This window comes from Lysobacter sp., assembly GCA_013141175.1.
GTDB lineage: Bacteria > Pseudomonadota > Gammaproteobacteria > Xanthomonadales > Xanthomonadaceae > Lysobacter_I.
The window spans coordinates 335,189-358,692 of sequence record JABFRN010000001.1 but is presented as its reverse complement, the minus strand read 5'-3'; the positions used below and the strand labels follow the sequence as shown (position 1 = coordinate 358,692).

Below are 23,504 nucleotides of genomic sequence, written 5' to 3'. Positions count from 1 at the left end.
GAATTGTAGTGGAGCCCGCCCCGTACTAGATACGGGGACGGCCCTGGCCCGCCATTGCGCGCCTTCAGACCATGTCCCGGATCGACAGAAATGGCGCCGCTCCAACACCGAAAGATTGCAGTCGTGGGCCAAGGCTCCCCCTTCTTGTGGCACCATTTCCGCCGATAGCCTTGGTTCGGGACGTGAAAATGCGGCAGTCGAGTGAAAGGTCGGTGCGGTGGCCGGTGCGTATGCGCCATGTAATCGGCACGATGCTGGGCTTCGGCCTTGCGTTCGCGCTGTTGGCGCCGATGGCCCACGCCCAGCGGGTCGAGGGCGACCGCGCCGCAGCCAGCGGCATCTATGAGGCCGAAGTCCCGGTCAACAGCCAGACCGACACCGAACGCAACAACGGCTTCGCCCGCGCGCTGGCGCAGGTGCTGGCGAAGATCAGCGGCGATCGCGGCGCGACCGGCCGGCCCGGCGTCGGACAGGAACTCCGCCGCGCCAAGGAATATGTCGACGGCTACGACTACCGTCAGGATCAGGGCGTGTCCTCGACCGGCACGCCGACCTTCAAGACCATGCTGGTGGTGCGGTTCGATCGCGCGAAGGTCGACGGCATCATCGGCGCGCTGGGTCTGCCCATCTGGCCGCAGCCGCGGCCCAAACCGGTGCTGTGGCTGGCGATCGACGATGGCAAGGGCCCGCGTCTGGTCGCGGTGGGCCAGAGCAACGCCGCGCGTACGGTGCTCGACCGCGCGATCGAGCGCGGTTACCGTCTCGGCCTGCCGTCGGGCAACGCTGCCGAACAGGCCGCCGTCGGCGCGATCTGGCGCGGCGACACCGGCGCCATCGCCCGCACGTCCGCCCGCTACAGCCCACCGATGCAGTTGATCGGCAAGCTTTACCGCAAAGGCAGCGGCTGGAAGGCCGACTGGATCTTCGTCGATGGCGGTCGCGTGCTGTCGAAATGGTCTTCCGAGAATTCCGATGCCCGCGCCGCGATGTCCGCCGGCGCCGACGGCACCGCCGATGCATTGATCCGCCGCTATGCCCGCGGCAGCGGCGCTTCCGGCCCGGCCGGTGCGTATCGCGTGCGCTTCACCGGAATCGACAGCGCCGACGACTACATCCGGCTGATGGGTCACCTGCAGGAGATTTCGGTCGTCCGCAAAGTACGGCCGATCAGCGCCGGTCCCGACGGCCTGCTGCTGGAGCTGGATCTGATCAGCGGCCTGCCCGGTTTCCGCAAGATGATCGGCAGTCGCGGCATCCTGGTCGGCAGCGACAATACCGAAGGCAGCGACGTGCCGACGTTCGACCTGCGCTGAGAACACCGATGAACGATGGTTCCTTCAAGGCCGGGTCGATCGACGAGATCGCCACCTTCTTCCGGCGCCTGCAGTGGGCGCTGCTGCTGCTGGGCGTGGGCGCGCTGATCTGGGTGATGACCCCGGCGCTGACGCCGTTCGCGGCGTCGATGCTGCTGGCCTGGATGGGCGACCCGGTGGTCGGCCGCCTGCAGCAGCGAGGATTGTCCCGCAACAGCGCCGTCGCTCTTGTGTTCACGTTGATGGTGCTGATCCTGATCGTGCTGGTGCTGATCCTGGTGCCGGTGATCCAGGACCAGGTCATGGTGTTGGCGAAACTGGTGCCGACTTATATCGAGTGGATCGTCCGCACCGGGTTGCCTTGGCTGCAGGCCAAGACCGGCCTGAACGTCACCACCTGGCTCGATCCCGACTACCTGCTGGAAATGCTCAAGCGGAACTGGAAAGGCGCCAGCGGCATCGCGACCCAGGTGCTGACGTACGTGACCCAGTCCGGCTTCGCGGTGCTGGGTTGGTTCGCGAATCTGGTGTTGATCCCGTTCATCACGTTCTTCTTCCTGCGCGACTGGGACAAGCTGGTGCAGCGTATCGCGGGGCTCGTACCGCGCAATCGCATCGAGATCGTCACCCAGCTCGCGAAAGAATCCGATTCCGTGCTCGGCAGTTTCCTGCGTGGCCAGTTCATGGTGATGCTGGCGATGGGCGTGTTCTATGCCATTGGCCTGTGGGGCGTGGGGCTGGAAGTGGGCGTGCTGATCGGCGTGCTCGCGGGCCTGCTCACCTTCATTCCCTATATCGGCCCGACCACCGTGCTGATCGGAGGCAGCGCCGCAGCGTTGATGCAGTTCGGCGACTGGCAGCATCTCGCGGGCGTGCTCGCGGTCTGGGGCGTGGGCCAGGTGCTCGAAAGTTATGTGCTGACGCCGAAGCTGGTGGGCGACCGCGTCGGCCTGAGTCCGGTCACCGTCGTATTCTCGGTGATGGCCGGCGGCACGCTGTTCGGCTTCCTCGGCATGCTGCTGGCGCTGCCGGTGGCGTCGGTCGCGAATGTGCTGATCCGGCACGTGCATGCGGGCTACACCGCCAGTCGTTTCTACCTCGGCGACGTACCGGATACGCCGAAGATCGAGATCGCCGCTTCGCACCATTCCCGCGATGCCGATGCGGCGGAGCCGACGGATCCCGCGTGAACGAACGTCCGCTTTCCGCGCCGGCGGCGCAGTTGCCGCTGGCGCTGCGGTTTCCGCCCGACCAGCGTTTCGAAACCTATGTCGCCGCGCCCGATGGCATGCGCGCGCAATTGCTCGCGCTGGCGCAGGGACACGTCGTCGCTGGCGGCGTTTACATCGCTGGCGCGGCATCCACCGGGAAAAGCCATCTTCTGCTGGCGACCTGCGCCGAGGCCGAGGCGGCCGGTCGCCGCACCGCCTACCTGCCGTTGGCCGCCGCAGCGGGTCGCCTGCGCGATGCGCTCGATGCTTTCGAACACGCAGATCTCGTCGCGCTCGACGGGCTGGAAGCGGTTGCCGGCGATCGTGAGGACGAGGTCGCGCTGTTCGATGCGCACAACCGCGCGCGCGATGCCGGGCGAAGCCTGCTGTACGCGGCGCGGGTGATGCCCGATGCCCTCGATCTGGTGCTGCCGGACCTGCGCTCGCGGCTGTCGCAATGCGCGCGGATCGCACTGGAACCGCTGGACGACGATGGCCGCGCCGAAGTCCTGCGCGTGCGAGCGCAGCGACGCGGCCTGCAACTCGAAGATGCCGCGATCGATTGGCTGCTCAAACGCGTGGATCGCGATCTGGTCAGTTTGACAATGTTGCTCGATCGTCTCGACCGCGAATCGCTTGCGGCGCAGCGGCGGTTGACGGTGCCCTTCCTGCGCAGCGTGCTGGGCGGCTGATCCGCTCAGGCGCCAAGTGCGCCGTTCAATTCCGCCAACCGCTCCGGCGTACCCACGTCCGTCCATCGCCCGGTGTGATGTTCGCCGCTGACGGCGCTGCAGTTCATCGCTGCGCGCAGCAGCGGCGCGAGTTTGAAGCGCGGCTGTTTGTCGCGTGCACCGGGTGCGTCGCCGATGATGCGGCGCCAGTCGTCGAACAGGCTCGGGCGATACACGCCGATGCCGGCGAAGGTCAGGCGCGTGCCGGCATCGCCGGTTTCGGCGATTTCTTCGGGGTGCGGCGCGGCGCTCAGCAGTTGTCCGTCGCGCAGCAGGGAGAAATCGCCGCGCGGATTGTGCCCGGGGTTGTCGACCATCACCAGATGCGCGTCGCCGACGGGATCGAGCGGCAACTTCGCGAAGTCGTAATCGGTCCAGATGTCGCCATTGATGGCGATGAAGGGTTCTTCGCTGATGCGTTCGCGCCCGAGCAACGGCAGTGCGTGCCACATGCCGCCGCCGGTTTCCAACGGCGTCGGGCCTTCGTAGGTGTATTCCAGGTGCATCCCGAACTGGCTGCCGTCGCCCAGCGTTTCCGGGAACCGTTTCGCCAGCCAACTGGTGTTGATCACGGCATCGTGGATGCCGATCGACGCGAGTTTCTGCAGATGCCACACGATCAGCGGTTTGCCGCCGACCGTCAGCAGCGGTTTCGGCGTGGTGTCGGTGAGTGGCCGCATCCGTTCGCCCAGCCCGGCAGCGAAAATCAAGGCTTTCATGGCGCTGTCTCCCCCCAGCGGCGTACCGGGCACTGTGCCATGAGTTCGTAAGCAAGAATTGTGCCGGTCGGCACGAGGCGCACGGGGATCAGCCGTACGCCGGTCGCACGTGCCGATCCAGCAACTCGCCCAGCGGCGCCAGTTCCGGATACTTCGGCACCACACCGTCGAGATAGGCGAGGAAGCGCGGCGCGTCTTCGAGGTACTTCGGCTTGGCGTCGCGGTAATTCAGCCGCGCGAAGATGCCCATCACTTTCAGGTGACGCTGTACGCCGATCCAGTCCGCATCGCGGCGGAAACGCGCCAGCGTCGGCACCGGCAGGCCGGCGGCGATGGCGCGGGCGTGGTAGCGATCCAGCCAGGCATCGACGCGGTCCCGTGGCCAGCTCAGGAAGGCGTCCTTGAACAGGCTCAGCGCATCGTAGGCGATCGGCCCGCGCACGGCGTCCTGGAAATCCAGCACGGCCGGGCCGTCGTCGGCCGGCATCAGATTGCGCGGCATGAAGTCGCGATGCACCAGCACCTGCGACTGCGCCAATGCCGCGTCGATCAACTGACGGTAGACCAGTTCGAGGTTTTCCAGATCGCCGCAGTCGAGGGTCACGCCGAGATGCCGGCCGAGAAACCACTCGTCGAACAGTTTCAGTTCGCGGGCCAGCATCGCCTCATCGTAGACCGGCAGGTCGTCCGGCGGCGCGATCGCCTGCAGGGTCAGCAACTGCGTGACCGCATCGTCGAACAGCGCATCGGCGTTGTCGGCGTCGATCACGTGCAGATAGGTGTCGCGACCCAGGTCTTCCAGCAGCAGGAAGCCGTGTCCGACATCCTCGGACAGCACCCGCGGCACGCGCACGCCGCCGGCTTCGAGCAGCGTGCGGATGTGCAGCCACGGCCGCACATCCTCCTTGTCCGGCGGCGAATCCATGACGATCACGCTGTTGGAAGCGAGTGCGCCCTCTGCAGGCCGCCCGCGCCAGTAGCTGCGGAAGCCCGCGTCCATCGAGGCGCGTTCGAGGTCGAGCGCAGGCTCACCGGTGGCGTTGCGTGCCCATGCGGTGCGGGCGGTGGCACGGGGGTCTGATTCGATGTCGAGGGTCATGCGGGACGGGCGAGGGCGACAAAGACGACAGGGTAAACTGCCGGGCATCGTTTTCGGGAGCGGGTCATGGTCGCAGTGCAGGCGGTGTTGTTGTCCGGCGGGTCCGGAACCCGGCTCTGGCCGCTCTCGCGCGAGGCCTACCCGAAGCAGTTCCTGCCGCTGGTCGGCGACGACACCATGCTGCAGGCCACGTGGCGCCGGGTTGCGGCGCTGTCGTCCCTTGCCCCGATCGTCGTCGCCAACGAGGACCATCGCTTCCTGGTCGCCGAGCAACTGCGGGTGATCGGCGCGCCGACCCCGCGGATCGTGCTGGAGCCGGTCGGACGCAATACCGCCCCTGCCATCGCCGCTGCGGCGCTGATCGCGCGGGCCGATCCGCAGCACCAGAATGGCGACCCGCTGCTGCTGGTGCTCCCGTCGGATCATGTGGTGCGCGACGATGCCGCGTTCCGTGCGGCGGTGGCCGCTGCCGCGCCGGCCGCCGAAGCCGGCGCGCTGGTGACGTTCGGGATCGTGCCGCAGGCGCCGGAAACCGGCTTCGGTTATATCCACGCGGATACGGGTGAAGGCGTGCGCAAAGTGCTGCGCTTCGTCGAAAAACCCGACGCCGCCACCGCGCAGCGTTATCTCGATGAAGGCGGCTATTACTGGAACAGCGGCATGTTCCTGTTCCGCGCGTCGCGCTTCATCGAGGAACTCGGCAAATATCGTCCCGACATCCTCGCCGCCGCGCGCGCCGCGTGCGAGCACCTCGATCCCGATGGCGAGTTCCTGCGCCTCGATCGCGACGCCTTCGCCGCATCGCCGTCGGAATCGATCGACTACGCGGTGATGGAGAAGACCGACGCGGCGATGGTGCTGCCGGTCGATATCGGCTGGAACGATGTCGGCTCGTGGTCGGCGCTGTGGGATGTGAGCGAACAGGATGCCGACGGCAACGCGCACCACGGCGACGTGATCGCCATCGACAGCCGCAACAGCTACGCCTACGCGCAGCGGCTGGTGGCGCTGGTCGGCGTCGACGATCTGATCGTGGTCGAAACCGACGACGCGGTGCTGGTCGCCGCGAAAGACAAGGTGCAGGAAGTGAAACAGGTGGTGGCGCGGCTGAAGGCCGAACAGCGCAGCCAGGCCGCGCTGCATCGCGAAGTCCATCGTCCGTGGGGCAGCTATGACTCCGTGGATGCCGGCGCCGGCTTCCAGGTCAAACGCATCAAGGTCAAACCGGGCGCAGCACTATCGCTGCAGTCGCACAATCGCCGCGCCGAGCACTGGATCGTCGTGCGCGGTACGGCACGCGTGACCCGCAACAACGATGTGTTCGAATTGTTCGCGAATCAGTCCACGTATATTCCGATCGGTGCCAAGCATCGGCTTGAGAATCCAGGCGACGAGATGCTGGAACTGATCGAAGTGCAGTCGGGCGATTATCTCGGCGAGGACGATATCGTGCGGTATGAGGATGTGTATGGGCGGGGGTGAGAGAGCCGCTCACCCTCACTCGATGCGCTCACTCTTCCCTCTCCCCGCAAAGCGGGGAGAGGGTGCCCGACAGGGCGGGTGAGGGGGCTTCTCAAAGCGGCAAAGGAGAAAACATGACGCGCCTAGAACAGTCTGAGCGAGAGCTGGAAGTCTTCCGGTCATTCGTGCGCATCTGTCCGTTGGAAATCGATGATGGATCTATTGAGTCTCGCTCCCCTCCACAGCCCGATATTCACTGTGTGTCGCGATCCGGTAAAGAAATGGCTTTCGAGATCACTCGCCTAATTGATCAGCAGACCTTGAGACGTATCGATATCCAAGAGCTGACAAAAGGTGCGCTCCGGCAGTTTTATTTAGGATTGCCTTCAGATGAAAAATGCAGGTTCGATGAGCGGTATCATTATGCATTCATAAGCTTTGATTTTTCTCCGGGTTCAAGCATGGATCAAAGGAGAAAAATATTTCGGTCCGCTTTCGATATCTTGTTGTCATGTCGTCAGTATTTGTCGGAGTTCGTCATCAGGTTCGACCCAGATCTTATGCCGACTTTGCATACCATCAGGGTAAAAAAAACAACATTAGATGGTCCTTCTTTCTATGTTTCCGGGTTTGGATATCTGACTGATCCGACTCGGTATGCCATCTCTGCAAAATTTGGAAAGAGCTACGAGGCGAACTGTCAAATAGAGCTATTGGCTTATGTCGACTGGGATCTGCTGCCTGACGAGCAAGAATTCAAGCTCGCTGCGAGGGAGGTATGCAATAACATCGACGAATCCGCGTTCCGTAGGGTCTGGATCTACAATCTGGTTAAGAATGAGATCGTGTTTGTTTTTCCAGAGTTACAGGGCGGAACCCGCTGTGCGGATGGCTAGCCACGCTTTTGAAGAGCTGCCGAAGAGGGGCAAACGCGATACGGTGTAGGGCGGAACCGCCGCAGGCAATTCCGTCCTACACCAGATGTATCAGCTTAGTTTCGTAGCCGTGAGCGCAACGCGTCCGGGCTACGAGCTACGCTGCGTGTTCAACCCAATGAAGCCAACCACTCGTCGTCCGAGCCTTCGTTCACACCTTCGAACAGGAAGGTCGAGAGATAGCGTTCGCCGGTGTCGGGCAGCATCGTGAGCAGCACCGAACCTTCGGGGGCGGATTCGGCGGCCTTGATCGCAGCGGCGGCGGTCGCGCCAGCGGAGATGCCGACGAAGATGCCTTCTTCGGCCGCGAGGCGGCGCGAGGTGTCGCGGGCGAGCACATCGTCGATCAGAATGATTTCGTCGGCGATCGTGCGGCTGAGCACCGCCGGCAGGAAGTCCGGGGTCCAGCCCTGGATCTTGTGCGGTTTCCATTCCTGGCCCGAAAGCAACGCAGCGCCCGCAGGTTCGGTGCTGATGATCCTGATGTCGGGGCGCGCGAGTTTCAGCATTTCGCCAGCGCCGGTGATGGTGCCGCCGGTGCCCCAGCCGCTGACGAAATAGTCGAGGCGCTTGCCGGCGAAATCCTGGAGGATTTCCGGACCGGTGGTGCTGCGGTGATACGCGGGGTTGGCTTCGTTCTCGAACTGGCTGGCGAGGAACCAGCCGTGCTTTTCCGCCAGTTCCTTCGCTTTGCGGACCATGCCGCTGCCGCGTTCGGCGGCCGGCGTGAGGATGACTTTCGCACCGTAGGCGCGCATCAGTTTGCGGCGTTCGATCGAGAAGGTTTCGGTCATGATCGCGACGAACGGATAACCGCGCGCGGCAGCGACCATCGCCAGCGCGACGCCGGTGTTGCCCGAGGTCGCTTCGACGATGGTCTGTCCGGGCTTCAGCGTGCCGCGGCGTTCGGCATCGAGCACGATCGCCAGTGCGAGACGGTCCTTGACCGAGCCGCCGGGATTGAACGATTCGACTTTCGCGTAGAGCGTGACGTGCTTCGGCGCGATGCGGTGCAATTTGACGATGGGTGTGCGGCCGATGGTGTCGAGAATGTTGTCGTAGAGAGCCATGGGGAATTCCTGGGTCGTATCGGGTTCGAAAAAACAGGGCATCGGAAAAGACGTATTTATTGCGATCGAACGTGCAGTGATGACGGCAGCGGTCATCGACATCGAAGATGAATGAACCTGCGCCTCGTCATGCCGCTTCCGCCAGTGCGGGCGTTGGCGGCGCTGCCGCGACATCCTCGGACATGCCGAGCGGTGCGGCGCCGAACCAGTGCAGTTGCGCGGCAAGCGCGGCGACTTCGCCAACGAACAGCAGCGCAGGCGAACGCACGTCGTGACGGCGCGCCAGCGCGGGCAGATCGTCGAGCGTGCCCACGACGACGCGCTGTTCGGCGCGCGAGCCGTTTTCGACCAGTGCGCAGGGCGTGGATGCCGCGCGGCCGTGCGCGATCAGGCGTGCGCGCACGCGCTCCAGCCCGGAGACGCCCATGTAGAACGCGAGTGTCTGCTTTTCCCGGGCAAAACCGGCCCAATCCAGGCCGTCGTCTTCGGTTTTCGCATGGGCGGTGACGAAACGTACCGACTGCGCATGGTCGCGATGGGTGAGCGGAATCCCGGCGTACGCGGCGCAGGCCAGCGCGGCGGTGATGCCGGGCACGACTTCGTAGCCGATGCCGTGCGCGCGCAGGAATTCGAGTTCCTCGCCGCCGCGGCCGAAGATGAAGCCGTCGCCGCCCTTCAATCGCACCACCCGTTTTCCGGCGCGCGCGCGTTCGAGCATCAGCGCGTGGATGCCTTCCTGAGATACGTGGTGATGTCCGGCTTCCTTGCCGACCTCGATGCGCTCGGCATCGCGGCGCGCGAGGTCGAGCACTTCGGCGCTGACCAGACGGTCGTGCAGGATCACGTCGGCCTCGTTGAGCAGGCGCAGGCCGCGCAGGGTGAGCAGGCCGGCGTCGCCGGGACCCGCGCCGACCAGCGCAACGCGGCCCTCGGCGGTGACGTTCGTCGAGGCGTCGATCAACGCCAGCAGCGCGTGTTCTGCGGAAGCGGTGTCGCCGCGACGGAGCAGGCTCTGGATGTCGCTGTGCATGACCGCGTCGAAGAAACGGCGGCGTGCGCCGGTGTCGGGAATGCGTGCGCGGATCCGCCGGCGATGTTCGACCAGCAGATGGCCGAGCGTGCCGAGCGACGCGTCGAGTTCGGTTTCCAGGCGTTCGCGCAGATGCCGCGCCAGCATCGGTGCACCGCCGCTGCTGGAGATCGCGATCTGCAGCGGGCCGCGCTCGATCCGCGCCGGCACCTGGAAGCTGCACAGCGGCGCATCGTCGACCACGTTCGCCCAGATCCTGCGTGCATGGGCGGCTTCGGCCACGCTGCGGTTGGTGTCGGGCTCGTCGGTGGCGGCGATCACCAGCCAGACACCGTCCAGCCAGGCCGGGTCGAAGCGGCCGTCCAGGTGTTCGATACTGCCTTCGGCGACCAGCATGGCGACTTCGGGGTCCAGTTCCGGCGCGCCGACCCGGACCAACGCCCCGGTCGGCAGCAGGGCGGTGATCTTGCGCCGCGCCACGCTGCCGCCGCCGACCACCAGCACCGGCCGGTCGCGGAGGTCGAGGAAGGCCGGGAACAAGGTCGGAACCGGGTCTGACATGGCCTGTTGCGGATCAAAGGGGGACAGGTCACCGTAGTTCCGGGGCCAGAGTGCTGGAAATGACGGCATTGCTTGGCCATATGCTTTTTTGGCATAAGGAGCGGTGGGCATTCAGAATGCTTATCTGCTATTCCTATCGCTTGATTCGGATAAAGAGATGTCAGGCGACCCGGCCATGCCCGGCAGCCTGGTCGCTTCATCCACGACCGCATCCCTCACGACCGCACCCCTCCAACCGCACCGCTCCAAACCTGCTTTCCCGGAACGATCGTCATGACCCTGGTCCAGCTGCGTTATTTCGTCGCGATCGCCGATGCCGGCTTCAACATCACGTTGGCGGCCGAGCACGTGCATGCGACCCAGCCGGGCCTGTCGAAGCAACTGAAACAGTTGGAGGACGAACTCGGGTTCCTGCTGTTCGTGCGCAAGGGCCGCAGTCTGGAAGGACTTACGACCGCCGGCACCCAGGTGCTCGCGCATTCGCGCAAGATGCTGGGCGAAGCGGCGAACATCCGCGCCTTCGCCGCCAACCAGCGCCGCGACGGGCAGGGCCAGTTGCTGATCGCCACCACCCACACCCAGGCGCGTTTCGTGCTGCCTCCGGTGATTTCGCAGGTGCATCAGGCGTATCCGCAGCTGAGCATCCATCTGCAGCCCAGCGCCGACGGCGACGTGCTGACCCAACTCGCGCGGGGCGAAGCCGATCTCGCCCTGATCAGTACCGCTGGCGACGCGCCCGCCGACGGGATCGCGATCCCGATGTTCCGCTGGCGTCGCGTGGTGCTGTTGCCGCGCGCGCATCCGCTGGCACGGACCGGTGCGCGGCTGACGCTGGCCGATCTCGCCGGCTTCCCGCTGGTGAGCTATGAATCCTCGATCCGTCCCGAGTCCTCGCTGCGCCGTGCGTTCGCCGAGCGTGGACTGGAGCCGCAGTTGGCGATGACCGCGCGCGACGCGGATCTGATCAAGACCTATGTGCGCGCCGGCATCGGTATCGGCCTGCTCGCGGAAATGGCGGTGAGTGCGATCCAGGACGCCGACCTCGTCGCGCTGCCGGCGCCGGACTCGATTCCCGAATGCATCGCATGGGCGGTGCTGCCGCGCGAACGCGTGCTGCGCGATTACACGGTCGAATTGCTGGTCGCGCTGGCGCCGCAGCTCGATCGCCATGACCTGCGCCGGATCCTCGCCGGCAATCAGATCGCGCAGTGGCCGGCGCCGCCGACGTGGGCCGAGTTGAGTCAGGTGATCACGAGCTGATCTGCAGATTTTGACAGCGCAGCGGATGCAGTTCGCGCGCGCCGACGTTACGATCTGCGCATCGCAGCGATCCGGGAATCGAAGACATGGCATCGAAATCGGCAAGCAGTCTGCTGCATGCGGCGACCATCGCCGTGGTCCTGTGCATGACAGCCTGCTCCGGCGGCGGCGATGGTGCCGTCGACTACCGAGGCAGCATGTTGGTCGTGCTCGGCAAGGAATACAGGCGGGTCGAATCCAAGGATTACGACAGCATCTGGGGCAGGGGTGCCGTACTGGTCACCGCCCGCCAAGGGCGGGAGGCCGAAGTCGAAGCGGTGCTCAAGCAGTTTTCGCTCGACGTGATCGGCAAGAGATCCGGCAGCGCGCCGGGTGCGATGGTGGAATTCGACGTGGCTGTGCCGGCCGGATTCGAGGAGCAATGGGCGAATGCCCTGTCGATGCAGCCCGGCGTATTCACCACCGCGAACGAAGATCCGACCATCGACCGCCTCTAAGAGCCTGTTTGCAATCTCCGCATACTCCGCGCGGAGCATGCGGAGATCACAAACAGGCTGATGCGGCGTTTATTGATGCCTTGGAAGCAGGCGTATTCCCCGAAAGTCCGCAGGGTGGTGCTGAGCGCAGCGAACCCCGCCGTGCGGGTTGCGCCCGCCGCGCCGCGCGCTGAAGTTCAAGCGCTCTTCGCCAGCTCCGCCCAGTCCTCATGCAGGCCGCATTCGCGCTTGAGGCCGAAGAAACGGGTGTCTTCTTCGTTCATGCCGTCTTCGAGACGGCGGGTGGTGTGGATGTCGCCGATCGAGACATAACCCTGATCCCACAGGGGATGGTAGGGCAGTCCGTTGGCTTCGAGATACTTCCACACGTCGTGGTCGTTCCAGTCGGCGATCGGGTGCAGTTTCCAGCGGCCGTCGCGCAACTCGAGGAAGTCGATGCCGGCGCGCGTGCTGGTCTGAGTGCGGCGCAGGCCTGCGATCCAGGTGCGCACACCGAGTTCGCGCAGCGCGCGCTGCATCGGTTCGACCTTGCGCAACTGGTTGTAACTCTGGATGCCGTCGATGCCGTTTTCCCAGAGTTTGCCGTGGCGCGCTTCCATCCACGCGATGCCGACCTGCGGCCGGTAGACCTTCAGATTCAGTGACAGGCGTTCGGTCAGCGCGTCGATGAAGCGATAGGTTTCCGGAAACAGATAGCCGGTGTCGATCAGGATCACCGGGATGTCCGGCTTGGCCTGCGTGGTCATGTGCAGTGCGACCGCCGCCTGCGCGCCGAAACTCGACGACAGCGCGTGATGGCCGGCGAGATGCTCGACCGCCCATTGCACGCGTTCCGGCGCCGTTTTCGTGGCGAGCCAGCGGTTGAGTTCGGCGAGCGCCTGCGGCGATTCGGCTGCGGTGATCGGGTCGGGAAGGCTCATGCGATCAACTCCAGTGGCAACGTCCTGCTGCCCGTGCTTTCGAGAGTCACGACACCGCTGCGGACGAGGAAATCGCCGAAGCGTTCGCCTGCGTTGCGCTGTGCGGCGTATTGCCCGAACAACGGATCGAGGCTGTCGAGAAGGGTGGTTTCGTCGATGTTTTCGCGGTACAGCGTGTTCAGGCGTTGACCGCGATGATCGGCGCCCAGCATCAGGTTGTAGCGGCCGGGCGCCTTGCCGACCAGGGCGATTTCGGCGAGATACGGCCGTGAACAGCCGTTCGGGCAGCCGCTGATGCGCAGGTGCAGTTCTGCGCCATCCAGGCCATGCGTCGCGAGCCGCGCTTCGAGGCGGTCGACGAAGCTCGACAGATAGCGTTCTGCTTCGGCCATCGCCAGGCCGCAGGTCGGCAGCGCGACGCAGGCCAGCGCGGCTTTGCGCAAGGGCGATGCGGTGCGATGGGTGTCGAGCGCGTATTCGCCGACCAGCGCATCGATCGCTTCGCGCTGGGCATCGTCGAGATTCGCGATCAGCATGTTCTGGTTCGCGGTGAGACGGAATTCCGACGCGCCGCCGGCGGCGTCGAGCAGGGTCGCGATGGCGCGCAGGCCGCTGAGATGCCGCACGCCATCACGGTCCCAGATCCGCCCGGCGATGATGCGCAGGGTCAGATGCCAGCGGCCGTCGTCGCCCTGATGCCAGCCGAATTCGTCGGCGTTGTGCGCGAATTCGAACGCGCGCGCGGCAGCGAAGGCCACGCCCGAGCGGCGTTCCACTTCAGCCTTGAATGTATCGAGGCCGCGATCGTCGATGGTGTATTTCAAGCGCGCGCGCTTGCGCACCGCGCGGTTGCCCCAGTCGCGCTGCGTGGTGACCACTGCTTCGGCGACCGCAGTGACGTGATCCGGCGCGATGAAGCCGATCACATCGGCGATGCGCGGGTAGGTTTCGGCGTCGCCATGGGTTGCACCCATGCCGCCGCCGATGCTGACGTTGTAGCCGAGCAGTGCGCCGTCGTTGCCGACGACGGCGATGAAGCCGAGATCCTGCGCGAACACGTCGACATCGTTGCTCGGCGGCACCGCGAAGGCGATCTTGAACTTGCGCGGCAGATAGGTCGCGCCGTAGATCGGTTCTTCTTCCTCGCCGCTGCCGGCGACTTTTTCCTCGTCGAGCCAGATTTCGTAGTACGCGCGGCTGTTCGGCAACAGATATTTCGACAGCGCTTCGGCCTGTGTCTGCACCGCGGTGTGCACTTGCGACAGGTACGGGTTGGAGGCGACCGCGATATTGCGGTTGACGTCGCCGCAGGCGGCGAGGGTGTCGATCAGTGCGGCGTTGATCGCCTGCATCGTCGGTTTGAGCCTGCCCTTGATCACGCCGTGGAACTGGAATGCCTGGCGGGTGGTGATGCGCAGGCCGCGTTCTGCGTAGGTGGTCGCGATGGCATCGAGCTTCAGCCACTGCGCCGGTGTGACCACGCCGCCGGGGGTGCGGGTGCGGATCATGAACGAGACATCCGGCTCGAGCTTTTGCCGGCGGCGTTCGTCGCGGACGTCGCGATCGTCCTGCTGGTAGCTGCCGTGGTATTTGATGAGCGTCTGGTCGTCGTCGGCCAGCGCGCCGGTGACCCGGTCGGCGAGCGACTGCTGCAGCGTGCCGCGCAGGCGGCCACTCTGCTGCTTGATGTCTTCGACGGAGTGTGCGGACATCAGTACACGTCCCGCGCGTAGCGGCCCTGCGACTGCAGCCCGTTCAGGTAATCGTTCGCATCCTCGGCCGACTTGGCGCCGTGCTCGGCGATCACCGCCAGCAGCGCCGCGTGCACGTCCTTGGCCATGCGCGTGGCGTCGCCGCAGACGTACAGGTGCGCGCCGCCTTCCAGCCACGAGAACAGTTCGCGGCCGTGCTCGCGCAGCTTGTCCTGCACGTAGATCTTGTGCGCCTGATCGCGCGAGAACGCGAGGTCGAGGCGATCCAGTTCGCCGCGCTTCAGCGCGTCCTGCCATTCGAGCTGGTAGAGGAAATCGCTGCGCGCGTGCGGGTTGCCGAACAACAGCCACTGACGGCCCGTTGCTCCGATGACGGCGCGCTCCTGCACGAATCCGCGGAACGGCGCGACGCCGGTGCCGGGGCCGATCATGATCACGTCGCGTGACGGGTCGGCAGGCAGGCGGAAGCGTTCGTTGCGCTCGATGAACACCGGCAGGGACGCGCCTTCCTCATGGCTGGCGAGATAGTGCGAGGCCGCGCCCCAGCGCAGCGCGTCGCCGTGGCGGTATTCGACATGCGCGACCGTGAGATGCGCTTCGTCGCCGACGGCCTTGCGGCTGGAGGCGATGGAATACAGGCGCGGCTGCAGCGGGCGCAGCGCTTCGACCAGCGCTTCGGCGGTCCATGCGCCCGGATGCTCCTGGAGCAGATCGATGATCTGCGATTCGGCCATCAACGCGGTCAGGCCTTCGCGTTGATCCGGCGCGAGCAGGCGATTCAACGCATCGCTCCCGGCGTGCGCGGCATGGGACGCCACGAACGGACGGCTCAGGCGGGTGATTTCGCGCTTGCTGCCCAGCCATTCGCGCAACGTCCGCGTGTCGCCGTGGTGGCTGACCGCCGCGTCGGCGTCGAGGTCCAGCGCTTCGGCGATCGCCTGCACCAGCGCGGGCGGATTCTCGATCCATATGCCGAGCGCATCGCCGGGTTCGTAGTCGAGGCCCACGCCTTCGAGCGAGATTTCCAGATGGCGCACGTCGCGATCCGAACCGCGACCGGTGATGCGCTGGTTCGCCAGCAGCTCTGCCGCGAACGGGCGCTCGCGCGTCCAGGCGACCGGGGCGGTGTGCGGACGCAGCGCGGTGACACTGGCGAGTGGTGGGCGCGGTTTCAGCGCTTCTTTCGCTTCGACGAACAATTTCGACGACCACGGCGCGGCCACGCTGTCGATATCCAGATCGGCATCGACGCGGTCGATCCAGCGCTGTGCGCCCAAGGCTTCGAAACGCGCGTCGAGGCGTTGGCCGATGGCGCAGAACTGCGGATAGCTGGAATCGCCCAGGCCGAGCACCGCGAAACGCAGCTGCGGCAACGAGGGCGCGCGCTTGCCTTCGATGAATTCGACCAGTGCGCGGGCGTCGTCCGGCGGGTCGCCGTCGCCCTGGGTGCTGATCACGATGGCGAGGAAGCGTTCGTCCTTCAGCTCGCGGGTCTGGTAGGCATCGGCGCGCAGCAGGCGCACCGGCAGGCCGTCGTTTTCGAGTTTGGCGGTCAGCGCTTCGGCGACGCGGCGCGCGTTGCCGGTCTGGCTGCCGTAGACCACGGTCAGACGCGTGCGGTCAGCGCTGTCGATGGCCAGGCTGTCGGCGTTCGCGCCGACCGATGCGAACGGTGCCGCCCCACCCTGTGCCCGTGCCAAGCCAGCGGTATAGCCCGACAGCCACCAGAGGCCGGCGCTGTCCAGACCCTCGACCAGGCGGGAAATCTGGCTGTATGACTCCGCCGACAGGGGCGTCTGCGGGAGTGTCGACAGTGTTGCGGCGGGATTGGCGGGAGACATTACGGTGGCCTGCGGTCCGTGCGGAGGGGGTCCGAGCGACGATTCAGCCTAGGCTTCCGTATCTGCGTGCGGAAAGGAGCGGTCGTTATGCGCTTATGCTCCACCGCACTTTCAGCAACCGGGGTGGTCGCAGATACTGAAACCCTGTCGAGAGGATCGCCCCCCGAAATGGATCTGCCCCCGGATTTGATCCTCTACATCGTGATCGGCTTCGCCGCGCAAGTGGTCGATGGGGCGCTGGGCATGGCCTACGGAGTCACTGCGTCCAGCCTGTTGCTGGGTTTCGGCGTGCCGCCGGCGGTCAGCAGCGCGACCGTCCATGCCGCCGAATGCTTCACCACCGGCACCTCGGCGATCTCCCATCACGCCTTCGGCAATATCGACCGCAAGCTGTTCCGGCGGCTGTTGTTGCCGGGTATGCTCGGCGCGGGCGTGGGCGCGTACCTGCTCACCACCATCGACGGCGACATGCTGAAGCCCTGGATCGCCGGCTACCTGCTGCTGATGGGCGCGATGATCATCTTCAAGTCGTTCCGCGAACTGGTCCCGAAAGAAGTGACTTCGCACGTGTCGATCCTGGGATTCTTCGGCGCCCTGGTGGACGCCATCGGCGGCGGCGGCTGGGGGCCGATCGTCGCCAGCAACCTGATCGCACGCGGGCACGAACTGCGCCTGACCGTGGGCAGCGTCAATGCGGTGGAATTCTTCGTGACCCTGACCGCCTCCGTGGTGTTCCTGCTGACGATGGGGACCGGCCACCTCGGCATCGTGCTGGGGCTGGCGTTGGGCGGCGTGGTCGCGGCGCCGTTCGGTGCCTGGCTGTTGCGCTTCGTACGGCCGCGTTTGCTGATGCCGGTCGTCGGCGTGCTTGTGATCGGCCTCAGCGTTCGCACCCTTTACCATACCTTCGCCGGCTGATGCGGACCTGATGCGTTACAGCCGTCCAGCACGAATACAGGCGCGTTTCCGCCCGACCAACACATTCCGGAAGTCATGTCTTATCCAGCGTTGAGCCATCTCGATCGCCTCGAAGCCGAGAGCATCCATATCCTGCGCGAAGTCGCGGCCGAATTCCGCAATCCGGTCATGCTGTATTCGATCGGCAAGGACAGTTCGGTGCTGCTGCACCTGCTGCAGAAAGCCTTCGCGCCCGCGCGATCGCCGATTCCGCTGCTGCACGTCGATACCGGCTGGAAATTCCGCGAGATGATCGCGTTCCGCGATCGCCGCGCCGCGGAAACCGGCATCGCGCTGCGCGTGCACACCAATCCCGATGGCGTGGCGCAGGGCATCGGCCCGATCACGCACGGCGCCACCGTGCACACCGACGTGATGAAGACCCAGGGGCTGAAACAGGCGCTGGATCTCGGTGGTTTCGATGCGGCCATCGGCGGGGCGCGGCGCGACGAGGAGAAATCGCGCGCCAAGGAACGCATCTTCTCGTTCCGCTCCGCGCAGCACCGCTGGGACCCGAAGAACCAGCGCCCGGAGCTGTGGAGCGTGTACAACACCCGCATCCACAAGGGCGAGTCGGTGCGCGTGTTCCCGATCTCGAACTGGACCGAACTGGACGTGTGGCTGTATATCTATCGCGAAAAGATTCCGGTCCCGTCGCTGTATCTGGCCGCCGAGCGTCCGGTGGTCGAACGCGACGGTGCGCTGATCCTGGTCGACGACGATCGCCTGCCGCTGCGCGAGGGCGAGACGCCCGCGCACAAGCGCGTGCGCTTCCGTACCCTCGGCTGCTATCCGCTGACCGGCGCGATCGAATCCGAGGCCGACACGCTGGAAAAAATCATCGCCGAGATGCTGGTCGCGACCACGTCGGAACGCCAGGGACGGGTGATCGACCACGATCCTTCCGCTTCGATGGAGAAGAAGAAGCAGGAGGGCTATTTCTGATGTCCGCCACCATCCAGCACGCCACTACCCAGCACCACGACGCCGATGCCGCCGTCGCGGCCTACCTGCTGCAGCACGAACACAAACAGCTGCTGCGCTTCATCACCTGCGGCAGCGTCGACGACGGCAAGAGCACGCTGATCGGCCGTTTGCTGCACGACACCAAATTGCTGCTGGACGACCAGCTCGCGGCGCTGGAAGCCGACAGCCTGCGCCACGGCACCCAGAACGGGCAGATCGATTTCGCGTTGCTGGTCGATGGCTTGCAAGCGGAACGCGAGCAGGGCATCACCATCGATGTCGCGTATCGCTTCTTCAATACCGACCGCCGCAAGTTCATCGTCGCCGATTGCCCGGGACACGAGCAGTACACCCGCAACATGGCGACCGGCGCATCCACCGCCGATCTGGCGATCGTGCTGGTCGATGCGCGCAAGGGCCTGCTGACCCAGACGCGTCGTCACAGTTACATCGTGTCGCTGCTGGGTATCCGTCATGTGGTGCTGGCCGTGAACAAGATGGATCTCGTCGACTACGACGAAGCCGTGTTCATGCGGATCGTCGACGACTATCGCGCGCTGGCCGCGCAGCTCGGCATCGCGCAGGTCACCTGCATTCCGCTGTCCGCGCTCAACGGCGACAACATGCTGGAACCCTCGGCGCGCATGCTGTGGCACACCGGCACGACCCTGCTGGAACATCTGGAAACCATCGACATCGGCGATGCCCGCCGCGACCTGGGCCTGCGCATGCCGGTGCAGTGGGTCTGCCGCCCGGATCAGGATTTCCGCGGTTTCGCGGGCACGATCGTGTCCGGTGCGGTCGCGCCGGGCGACGAGATCGTCGCGCTGCCGTCCGGCCGTCGCTCGCGCGTCGCCCGCATCGTTGCCGGCGATGGCGGCGATCTCGCAGGCGCTGCGGCGGGACAGGCGATCACGTTGACGCTGGAAGACGAAATCGACATCAGTCGCGGCGATGTGATCGCCGCAGCAGACGCACCATCGGAAGTGGCCGACCAGTTCGCCGTGCACCTGCTGTGGATGGGCGAGCACGCGCTGCTGCCGGGGCGCCCGTACTGGATGAAGATCGGCGCGCGCACCGTCGGCGTATCGATCACCGAGATCAAGCACCGCGTCGACGTGAACACCCAGGAGCACCTGGCCGCCAAGTCGCTCGATCTCAACGAAGTCGGTTACTGCAATCTGCATCTCGACCAGCCGGTGCCGTTCGAGACCTACGCCGACAGCCGCGAACTCGGCGGTTTCATCCTGATCGACCGGCAGACGCACGCCACGGTCGCGGCGGGCACGCTCGATTTCGCATTGCGCCGCGCCGCCAACATCCACTGGCAGCATCTGACGGTCGACAAGGCCGCGCGCGCGCGCAGCCTCGCCCAATCGCCGCGCTGCCTGTGGTTCACCGGCCTGTCGGGCTCGGGCAAGTCCACGGTCGCCAATCTGGTCGACAAGCGGCTGATGGCGAGCGGTCTGCATACCTACCTGCTCGATGGCGACAACGTCCGTCACGGTCTCAACAAGGATCTGGGCTTCAGCGACGAGGATCGCGTCGAGAACATCCGTCGCGTCGCCGAGGTCGCCAGGCTGATGGTCGATGCCGGGTTGATCGTGCTGGTGAGCTTCATCTCGCCGTTCCGCGCCGAGCGGCGGATGGCGCGAGAGCTGTTCGACGACGGCGAGTTCATCGAGGTGTTCATCGATACGCCGCTGGCGGTCGCGGAAAGCCGCGACGTGAAGGGCCTGTACGCGAAAGCGCGCGCCGGCAAGATTCCCAACTTCACCGGTATCGATTCGCCTTACGAAGTGCCGGAGGCGCCCGAGTTGACCCTGGACACGCTGGCCGAGACCCCGGAAGCGCTGGCCGAAAAAGTGGTGAAGCGGTTGCTGGGTGGTTGACGCACCGCAAACAAAACGCCCGGCGGGGAGCCGGGCGTCGTCATGTCGAAATCGCCGTTGTTGCGGCAGCTGAACGCTTATTTTTTCTTGCGGATCATCTCGAACACGAACAGCAGCACGATCGCGCCGAGGATCGCCACCACCCAGGTCATGATGCCGTGGCCGGGGTAGAGGTAACCGCCGATCGCCGCGCCGCCGATGCCGAGCAGGATCGTCATGATCCAACCCATCGCATCCGCGCCGGGCTTGAACAGGCGCGCCAGCAGGCCGATGACCGCGCCGCCGATGATGTAACCCAGGATGCCTTCAAACATGGAGATGTCCCCTCGATTGCAGGGCGTCGAATCGACGCCCCGGCATCCTAACAGCCCCGCGCCGCCGATCAGCAGCAGCCGTGATCGCCGTGATGGTGTCCACCGGCGACTGCGGCCACGCCGGTGGTTTCGCCGCGCACGCTGGCATTGCGATGTTCGGCGATCACACGGGCCACGCAGGCGGTGACGCGTTTGCCCATCGGGATATGCAGGAATTCGTTGGGGCCGTGCGCGTTGGAGTGCGGGCCGAGCACGCCGGTGATCATGAACTGCGCGCCCGGGAATTTCTCACCGAGCATGCCCATGAACGGAATGGTGCCGCCTTCGCCCATGTACATCGCCGGCTTGCCGAAGAAGTCGCGACTGGAGGCGTCGATGGCCTGCTCCAGCCAGGGTGTCATCGTCGGCGCGTTCCAACCGGTCGAATCCTTTTCCAGATGCAGGGTGACTTCCGCGCCGTTGGGCGGGTCGCGCAGCAGTGCTGCGGTCAGCAATTCGCCGGCACGCTTGCCGTCCAGCGTCGGCGGCAGACGCAGGCTCAGCTTCACCGAAGTGTAGGGACGCAACACATTGCCAGCAGACGACAGCGGCGGCATGCCGTCCACGCCGGTGATCGACAGCGCCGGGCGCCAGGTGCGGTTGAGCACCAGTTGGGTGAGGTCCGCATGCATCGGCGTCATGCCGGGCAGGAACGGGAATTTGTCGTAGACCGCCGTGTCCAGCACGGCGGCGCAGGTTTCGGCCTGCAACATGCGGTCGGCGGGGACTTCGACATGCAGACCGTCCAGCAGGATGCGACCGGTGTTTTCGTCTTCGATCCGCGACAGCAGCTGGCGCAGGATCCGGAAGCTCGACGGCACCACGCCGGACGCATCGCCGGAGTGCACGCCTTCGTTCAAGACCTTGACGGTGAGGTTGCCGCCGGCGAGGCCGCGCAGCGAGGTGGTGCACCACAGTTGTTCGTAGTTGCCGCAGCCGGAATCGAGGCAGACCACCAGCGACGGCTTGCCGATGCGCGCGGCGAGATGGTCGACGTAGGCGGGCAGGTCGTAGCTGCCGGATTCCTCGCAGGCTTCGATCATCAGCACGCAGCGCGCGTGCGGTACGCCCTGCACCTGCAGCGACTGGATCGCCGCGATCGAGCCGTAGATCGCGTAACCGTCGTCGGCGCCGCCGCGGCCGTACAGGCGATCGCCCTTGATCACCGGTGTCCAGGGGCCGAGATCGTCGTCCCAGCCGGTCATTTCCGGCTGTTTGTCGAGGTGGCCGTAGAGCAGCACGCAGTCGTCGCCGGTGCCGGCATCGGCGCTGGCCGGGATGTCGACGAAGATCAGCGGCGTGCGGCCTTCGAGGCGCACCACTTCGACCTGCATGCCCTGCACGTTCTGCGCCCGCGCCCAGGTTTCCATGAGCGCCACGGCAGCATCCATGTAACCGTGCGTGACCCAGTCGCTGTCGAACATCGGCGACTTGTTGGGAATGCGGATGTATTCGACGAGTTGCGGAACGATCTCGTCGTCCCATTTATTGCCGACGAAATCCAGGATGGATGCCGGCTCGAATTTGCTGATGTCCATGGCGTGGAAGACCAGTAGGAAGAAGTGGCGACATTGTACGCCCGCCACCGGCGAGCTTCGGTTGTAGGGGTTTTCCTACACCCGCATGCGGCGTTCGCCCGCCTCCGGGCGGGTGGTCCGGCGATATGGGCGGGGGGTCCGGATCCGGAGACTGTCCCTGTCGACGCAAGCTTGGTTGAAGCCAAGACGCCGACAGCGAAGACCAACCGGTCGACACCGTCAAACCCACTCATCTTTCACACAAAGGAAACCATCATGAACCTGTTCAACCTCAAGTCCCTGATCGCCGTCGCCACCCTGTCGCTGGGTCTGCTGGGTACCGCTTTCGCGGCGGAAAAGGTCAACATCAATACTGCGGATGCCGCCACCATCGACCGCGTGCTGGTCAATGTCGGCCCGAGCAAAGCCGAGGCCATCGTCGCCTATCGCAAGACCCACGGCCCGTTCCGCAGCGCCGAGCAGTTGGCCCAGGTCGACGGTATCGGTCTGAAGACGGTCGAGAAGAACCGCGAGATGATCCTGATCGGCGGCGGTGCCGCTGCGCCGACCGCAGCGAAGGCCCCGGCGGCGGCCGTGCCCAAGAAGCGCTGATGCAACCCCTTACCCTCGCTTGCTGTGCTCGCGCACCCTCTTCCCGCCTGCGGGGAGAGGGTGCGCGAAGCGCCTTCAGCTTCGTACTCGATACTGGGTGGATGAGAGGTGAGCGGCGAGTCTCCTTCGCTACACTCGCAGCGTCCGTCCCGGAGCCCCGCATGTACGACCGCCTGCAGCTGATTCCCGCCCACGAATACCGCCGCGAACGCTGGCGCAACGGCTTCGGCTGGACCCGCGAGATCCTGCGCTCGCCCGAGGCCGGCGACGATTGGGACTGGCGGCTGTCGATCGCAGAAATCGAGCGCGACGGGCCGTTTTCATCGTTCCCGGGCATCGAGCGCGAACTGGTGCTGCTGCATGGCCATGGCGTCCGCCTGCGTTTCGACGACGGCGAAGTGCGCGAAGTCGAGCCGCCGCATGGGCGGGTGCGTTTCGCGGGAGAGCGGGTCGTATCCGGTGAATTGATCGACGGAACGACCCATGATTTCAACTTGATGTGGCGACGCGACCGTATCGATGCCGAACTCTGGCATCGGCCGCTGGTGGGTTCGATGGTGTTGTTCGTCGAGCCCGGCGAAGAGTGGGTCGTCCATGTCCTGTCGGGCCGCGCATTGGCGATTGACGCGGTGAATCGCGTCACGGCCTCGATGGGCGACACCCTTGTATTGCGCGCGATTCCGCAGCGCGTGCGTTTCGCGCTGGAAGGTGGCGGTGAGCTGCTCGTCATCCGCCTGCGGCGTGCAAAGCGCACTGAAATGTGACCGGGAGCGGTTCGCATTCGCGACGCGGACACGCGAATACCGCGAAACATGCGGAGAATTCGCGAATGTTGAGCATGATCAAA

At 65.4% G+C, this 23,504-nt stretch carries 21 protein-coding genes; 12 read left to right on the top strand and 9 right to left on the bottom strand.

From position 1 onward, the window contains the following. The first annotated feature begins 230 nt into the window (after nt 1–230). From HOP03_01685 to hda, 3 genes are read left to right on the top strand one after another with little or no spacing between them, the layout of a single operon-like run. The gene (locus tag HOP03_01685; GenBank protein ID NOT86878.1) at nt 231–1,313 is read left to right on the top strand and encodes a DUF2066 domain-containing protein; all 1,083 of its coding nucleotides are present in this window, start codon (nt 231–233) and stop codon (nt 1,311–1,313) included. Between the two features lie 8 nt (nt 1,314–1,321). Further along, nucleotides 1,322–2,503, top strand: coding sequence for an AI-2E family transporter (locus HOP03_01680; protein ID NOT86877.1), 1,182 nt, complete (start codon nt 1,322–1,324; stop codon nt 2,501–2,503). A gap of 32 nt (nt 2,504–2,535) precedes the next feature. Continuing rightward, on the top strand, nt 2,536–3,216 hold the full coding sequence (hda, locus tag HOP03_01675; GenBank protein ID NOT86876.1) for a DnaA regulatory inactivator Hda: 681 nt from the start codon (nt 2,536–2,538) through the stop codon (nt 3,214–3,216). A gap of 5 nt (nt 3,217–3,221) precedes the next feature. Here the strand turns inward: hda and HOP03_01670 are convergent, their stop codons facing one another. Both HOP03_01670 and HOP03_01665 read right to left on the bottom strand, forming a co-directional pair. Then, nucleotides 3,222–3,974: a nucleotidyltransferase family protein gene (locus HOP03_01670; GenBank protein ID NOT86875.1), complete on the bottom strand. Its 753-nt coding sequence runs from the start codon at nt 3,972–3,974 to the stop codon at nt 3,222–3,224. Between the two features lie 88 nt (nt 3,975–4,062). Beyond that, nucleotides 4,063–5,073: a phosphotransferase gene (locus tag HOP03_01665; protein NOT86874.1), complete on the bottom strand. Its 1,011-nt coding sequence runs from the start codon at nt 5,071–5,073 to the stop codon at nt 4,063–4,065. A gap of 66 nt (nt 5,074–5,139) precedes the next feature. On the opposite strand from HOP03_01665, the gene HOP03_01660 reads away from it, so the two are divergent. Then, nucleotides 5,140–6,555, top strand: coding sequence for a mannose-1-phosphate guanylyltransferase/mannose-6-phosphate isomerase (locus tag HOP03_01660; protein ID NOT86873.1), 1,416 nt, complete (start codon nt 5,140–5,142; stop codon nt 6,553–6,555). Between the two features lie 113 nt (nt 6,556–6,668). Continuing rightward, on the top strand, nt 6,669–7,430 hold the full coding sequence (locus HOP03_01655; protein ID NOT86872.1) for a hypothetical protein: 762 nt from the start codon (nt 6,669–6,671) through the stop codon (nt 7,428–7,430). 149 nt (nt 7,431–7,579) lie between these two features. Here the strand turns inward: HOP03_01655 and cysK are convergent, their stop codons facing one another. Both cysK and cobA read right to left on the bottom strand, forming a co-directional pair. Next, complete coding sequence (gene cysK / locus HOP03_01650; GenBank protein NOT86871.1) at nt 7,580–8,539, bottom strand: cysteine synthase A; 960 nt, start codon at nt 8,537–8,539, stop codon at nt 7,580–7,582. Nucleotides 8,540–8,666: 127 nt separating this feature from the next. Then, entirely contained in the window at nt 8,667–10,130 is a 1,464-nt protein-coding gene (cobA, locus tag HOP03_01645) for a uroporphyrinogen-III C-methyltransferase (protein NOT86870.1), read from the bottom strand. A 273-nt stretch (nt 10,131–10,403) separates the two neighbouring features. On the opposite strand from cobA, the gene HOP03_01640 reads away from it, so the two are divergent. Together HOP03_01640 and HOP03_01635 are read left to right on the top strand one after the other, a co-directional pair. Then, the gene (locus tag HOP03_01640) at nt 10,404–11,390 is read left to right on the top strand and encodes a LysR family transcriptional regulator (protein NOT86869.1); all 987 of its coding nucleotides are present in this window, start codon (nt 10,404–10,406) and stop codon (nt 11,388–11,390) included. Nucleotides 11,391–11,476: 86 nt separating this feature from the next. Then, nucleotides 11,477–11,887, top strand: coding sequence for a hypothetical protein (locus tag HOP03_01635; GenBank protein ID NOT86868.1), 411 nt, complete (start codon nt 11,477–11,479; stop codon nt 11,885–11,887). A 176-nt stretch (nt 11,888–12,063) separates the two neighbouring features. On the opposite strand, the gene HOP03_01630 is transcribed toward HOP03_01635, so the two are convergent. From HOP03_01630 to HOP03_01620, 3 genes are read right to left on the bottom strand one after another with little or no spacing between them, the layout of a single operon-like run. Further along, the gene (locus tag HOP03_01630) at nt 12,064–12,807 is read right to left on the bottom strand and encodes a phosphoadenylyl-sulfate reductase (protein ID NOT86867.1); all 744 of its coding nucleotides are present in this window, start codon (nt 12,805–12,807) and stop codon (nt 12,064–12,066) included. After that, on the bottom strand, nt 12,804–14,519 hold the full coding sequence (gene cysI, locus HOP03_01625; protein NOT86866.1) for an assimilatory sulfite reductase (NADPH) hemoprotein subunit: 1,716 nt from the start codon (nt 14,517–14,519) through the stop codon (nt 12,804–12,806). Before cysI ends, HOP03_01630 begins: the two co-directional genes overlap by 4 nt. Then, nucleotides 14,519–16,360: an assimilatory sulfite reductase (NADPH) flavoprotein subunit gene (locus HOP03_01620; GenBank protein ID NOT86865.1), complete on the bottom strand. Its 1,842-nt coding sequence runs from the start codon at nt 16,358–16,360 to the stop codon at nt 14,519–14,521. Before HOP03_01620 ends, cysI begins: the two co-directional genes overlap by 1 nt. A gap of 168 nt (nt 16,361–16,528) precedes the next feature. Between HOP03_01620 and HOP03_01615 the strand changes: the two genes are divergently transcribed. The 3 genes from HOP03_01615 to cysN all read left to right on the top strand — a co-directional run bounded on the left by HOP03_01615 (nt 16,529) and on the right by cysN (nt 20,175). Continuing rightward, complete coding sequence (locus HOP03_01615; protein NOT86864.1) at nt 16,529–17,278, top strand: sulfite exporter TauE/SafE family protein; 750 nt, start codon at nt 16,529–16,531, stop codon at nt 17,276–17,278. Between the two features lie 75 nt (nt 17,279–17,353). Next, complete coding sequence (cysD, locus tag HOP03_01610) at nt 17,354–18,262, top strand: sulfate adenylyltransferase subunit CysD (protein ID NOT86863.1); 909 nt, start codon at nt 17,354–17,356, stop codon at nt 18,260–18,262. Beyond that, nucleotides 18,262–20,175, top strand: a complete 1,914-nt coding sequence (gene cysN / locus HOP03_01605) for a sulfate adenylyltransferase subunit CysN (protein ID NOT86862.1) — start codon at nt 18,262–18,264, stop codon at nt 20,173–20,175. Before cysD ends, cysN begins: the two co-directional genes overlap by 1 nt. A 77-nt stretch (nt 20,176–20,252) precedes the next feature. Here the strand turns inward: cysN and HOP03_01600 are convergent, their stop codons facing one another. Both HOP03_01600 and HOP03_01595 read right to left on the bottom strand, forming a co-directional pair. After that, a complete protein-coding gene (locus HOP03_01600) occupies nt 20,253–20,489 on the bottom strand; it encodes a GlsB/YeaQ/YmgE family stress response membrane protein (GenBank protein ID NOT86861.1) in 237 nt (78 codons plus the stop codon). Between the two features lie 68 nt (nt 20,490–20,557). Continuing rightward, nucleotides 20,558–22,066: a M20/M25/M40 family metallo-hydrolase gene (locus HOP03_01595; GenBank protein NOT86860.1), complete on the bottom strand. Its 1,509-nt coding sequence runs from the start codon at nt 22,064–22,066 to the stop codon at nt 20,558–20,560. Nucleotides 22,067–22,321: 255 nt separating this feature from the next. Here HOP03_01595 and HOP03_01590 point away from each other — a divergent pair, with 255 nt between their 5' ends. Both HOP03_01590 and HOP03_01585 read left to right on the top strand, forming a co-directional pair. Next, on the top strand, nt 22,322–22,657 hold the full coding sequence (locus HOP03_01590) for a ComEA family DNA-binding protein (protein ID NOT86859.1): 336 nt from the start codon (nt 22,322–22,324) through the stop codon (nt 22,655–22,657). A 161-nt stretch (nt 22,658–22,818) separates the two neighbouring features. Beyond that, complete coding sequence (locus HOP03_01585) at nt 22,819–23,421, top strand: HutD family protein (GenBank protein NOT86858.1); 603 nt, start codon at nt 22,819–22,821, stop codon at nt 23,419–23,421. Nucleotides 23,422–23,504 lie beyond the last annotated feature (83 nt).

Excerpts from the sequence above, each read along its gene's own strand:
- HOP03_01685 (NOT86878.1), top strand. The coding sequence starts at position 231 with ATGCGCCATGTAATCGGCACGATGCTGGGCTTCGGCCTTGCGTTCGCG.
- HOP03_01680 (NOT86877.1), top strand. The coding sequence starts at position 1,322 with ATGAACGATGGTTCCTTCAAGGCCGGGTCGATCGACGAGATCGCCACC.
- HOP03_01670 (NOT86875.1), bottom strand. The coding sequence starts at position 3,974 with ATGAAAGCCTTGATTTTCGCTGCCGGGCTGGGCGAACGGATGCGGCCA.
- HOP03_01665 (NOT86874.1), bottom strand. The coding sequence starts at position 5,073 with ATGACCCTCGACATCGAATCAGACCCCCGTGCCACCGCCCGCACCGCA.
- HOP03_01660 (NOT86873.1), top strand. The coding sequence starts at position 5,140 with ATGGTCGCAGTGCAGGCGGTGTTGTTGTCCGGCGGGTCCGGAACCCGG.
- HOP03_01655 (NOT86872.1), top strand. The coding sequence starts at position 6,669 with ATGACGCGCCTAGAACAGTCTGAGCGAGAGCTGGAAGTCTTCCGGTCA.
- cysK (NOT86871.1), bottom strand. The coding sequence starts at position 8,539 with ATGGCTCTCTACGACAACATTCTCGACACCATCGGCCGCACACCCATC.
- cobA (NOT86870.1), bottom strand. The coding sequence starts at position 10,130 with ATGTCAGACCCGGTTCCGACCTTGTTCCCGGCCTTCCTCGACCTCCGC.
- HOP03_01640 (NOT86869.1), top strand. The coding sequence starts at position 10,404 with ATGACCCTGGTCCAGCTGCGTTATTTCGTCGCGATCGCCGATGCCGGC.
- HOP03_01635 (NOT86868.1), top strand. The coding sequence starts at position 11,477 with ATGGCATCGAAATCGGCAAGCAGTCTGCTGCATGCGGCGACCATCGCC.
- HOP03_01630 (NOT86867.1), bottom strand. The coding sequence starts at position 12,807 with ATGAGCCTTCCCGACCCGATCACCGCAGCCGAATCGCCGCAGGCGCTC.
- cysI (NOT86866.1), bottom strand. The coding sequence starts at position 14,519 with ATGTCCGCACACTCCGTCGAAGACATCAAGCAGCAGAGTGGCCGCCTG.
- HOP03_01620 (NOT86865.1), bottom strand. The coding sequence starts at position 16,360 with ATGTCTCCCGCCAATCCCGCCGCAACACTGTCGACACTCCCGCAGACG.
- HOP03_01615 (NOT86864.1), top strand. The coding sequence starts at position 16,529 with ATGGATCTGCCCCCGGATTTGATCCTCTACATCGTGATCGGCTTCGCC.
- cysD (NOT86863.1), top strand. The coding sequence starts at position 17,354 with ATGTCTTATCCAGCGTTGAGCCATCTCGATCGCCTCGAAGCCGAGAGC.
- cysN (NOT86862.1), top strand. The coding sequence starts at position 18,262 with ATGTCCGCCACCATCCAGCACGCCACTACCCAGCACCACGACGCCGAT.
- HOP03_01600 (NOT86861.1), bottom strand. The coding sequence starts at position 20,489 with ATGTTTGAAGGCATCCTGGGTTACATCATCGGCGGCGCGGTCATCGGC.
- HOP03_01595 (NOT86860.1), bottom strand. The coding sequence starts at position 22,066 with ATGGACATCAGCAAATTCGAGCCGGCATCCATCCTGGATTTCGTCGGC.
- HOP03_01590 (NOT86859.1), top strand. The coding sequence starts at position 22,322 with ATGAACCTGTTCAACCTCAAGTCCCTGATCGCCGTCGCCACCCTGTCG.
- HOP03_01585 (NOT86858.1), top strand. The coding sequence starts at position 22,819 with ATGTACGACCGCCTGCAGCTGATTCCCGCCCACGAATACCGCCGCGAA.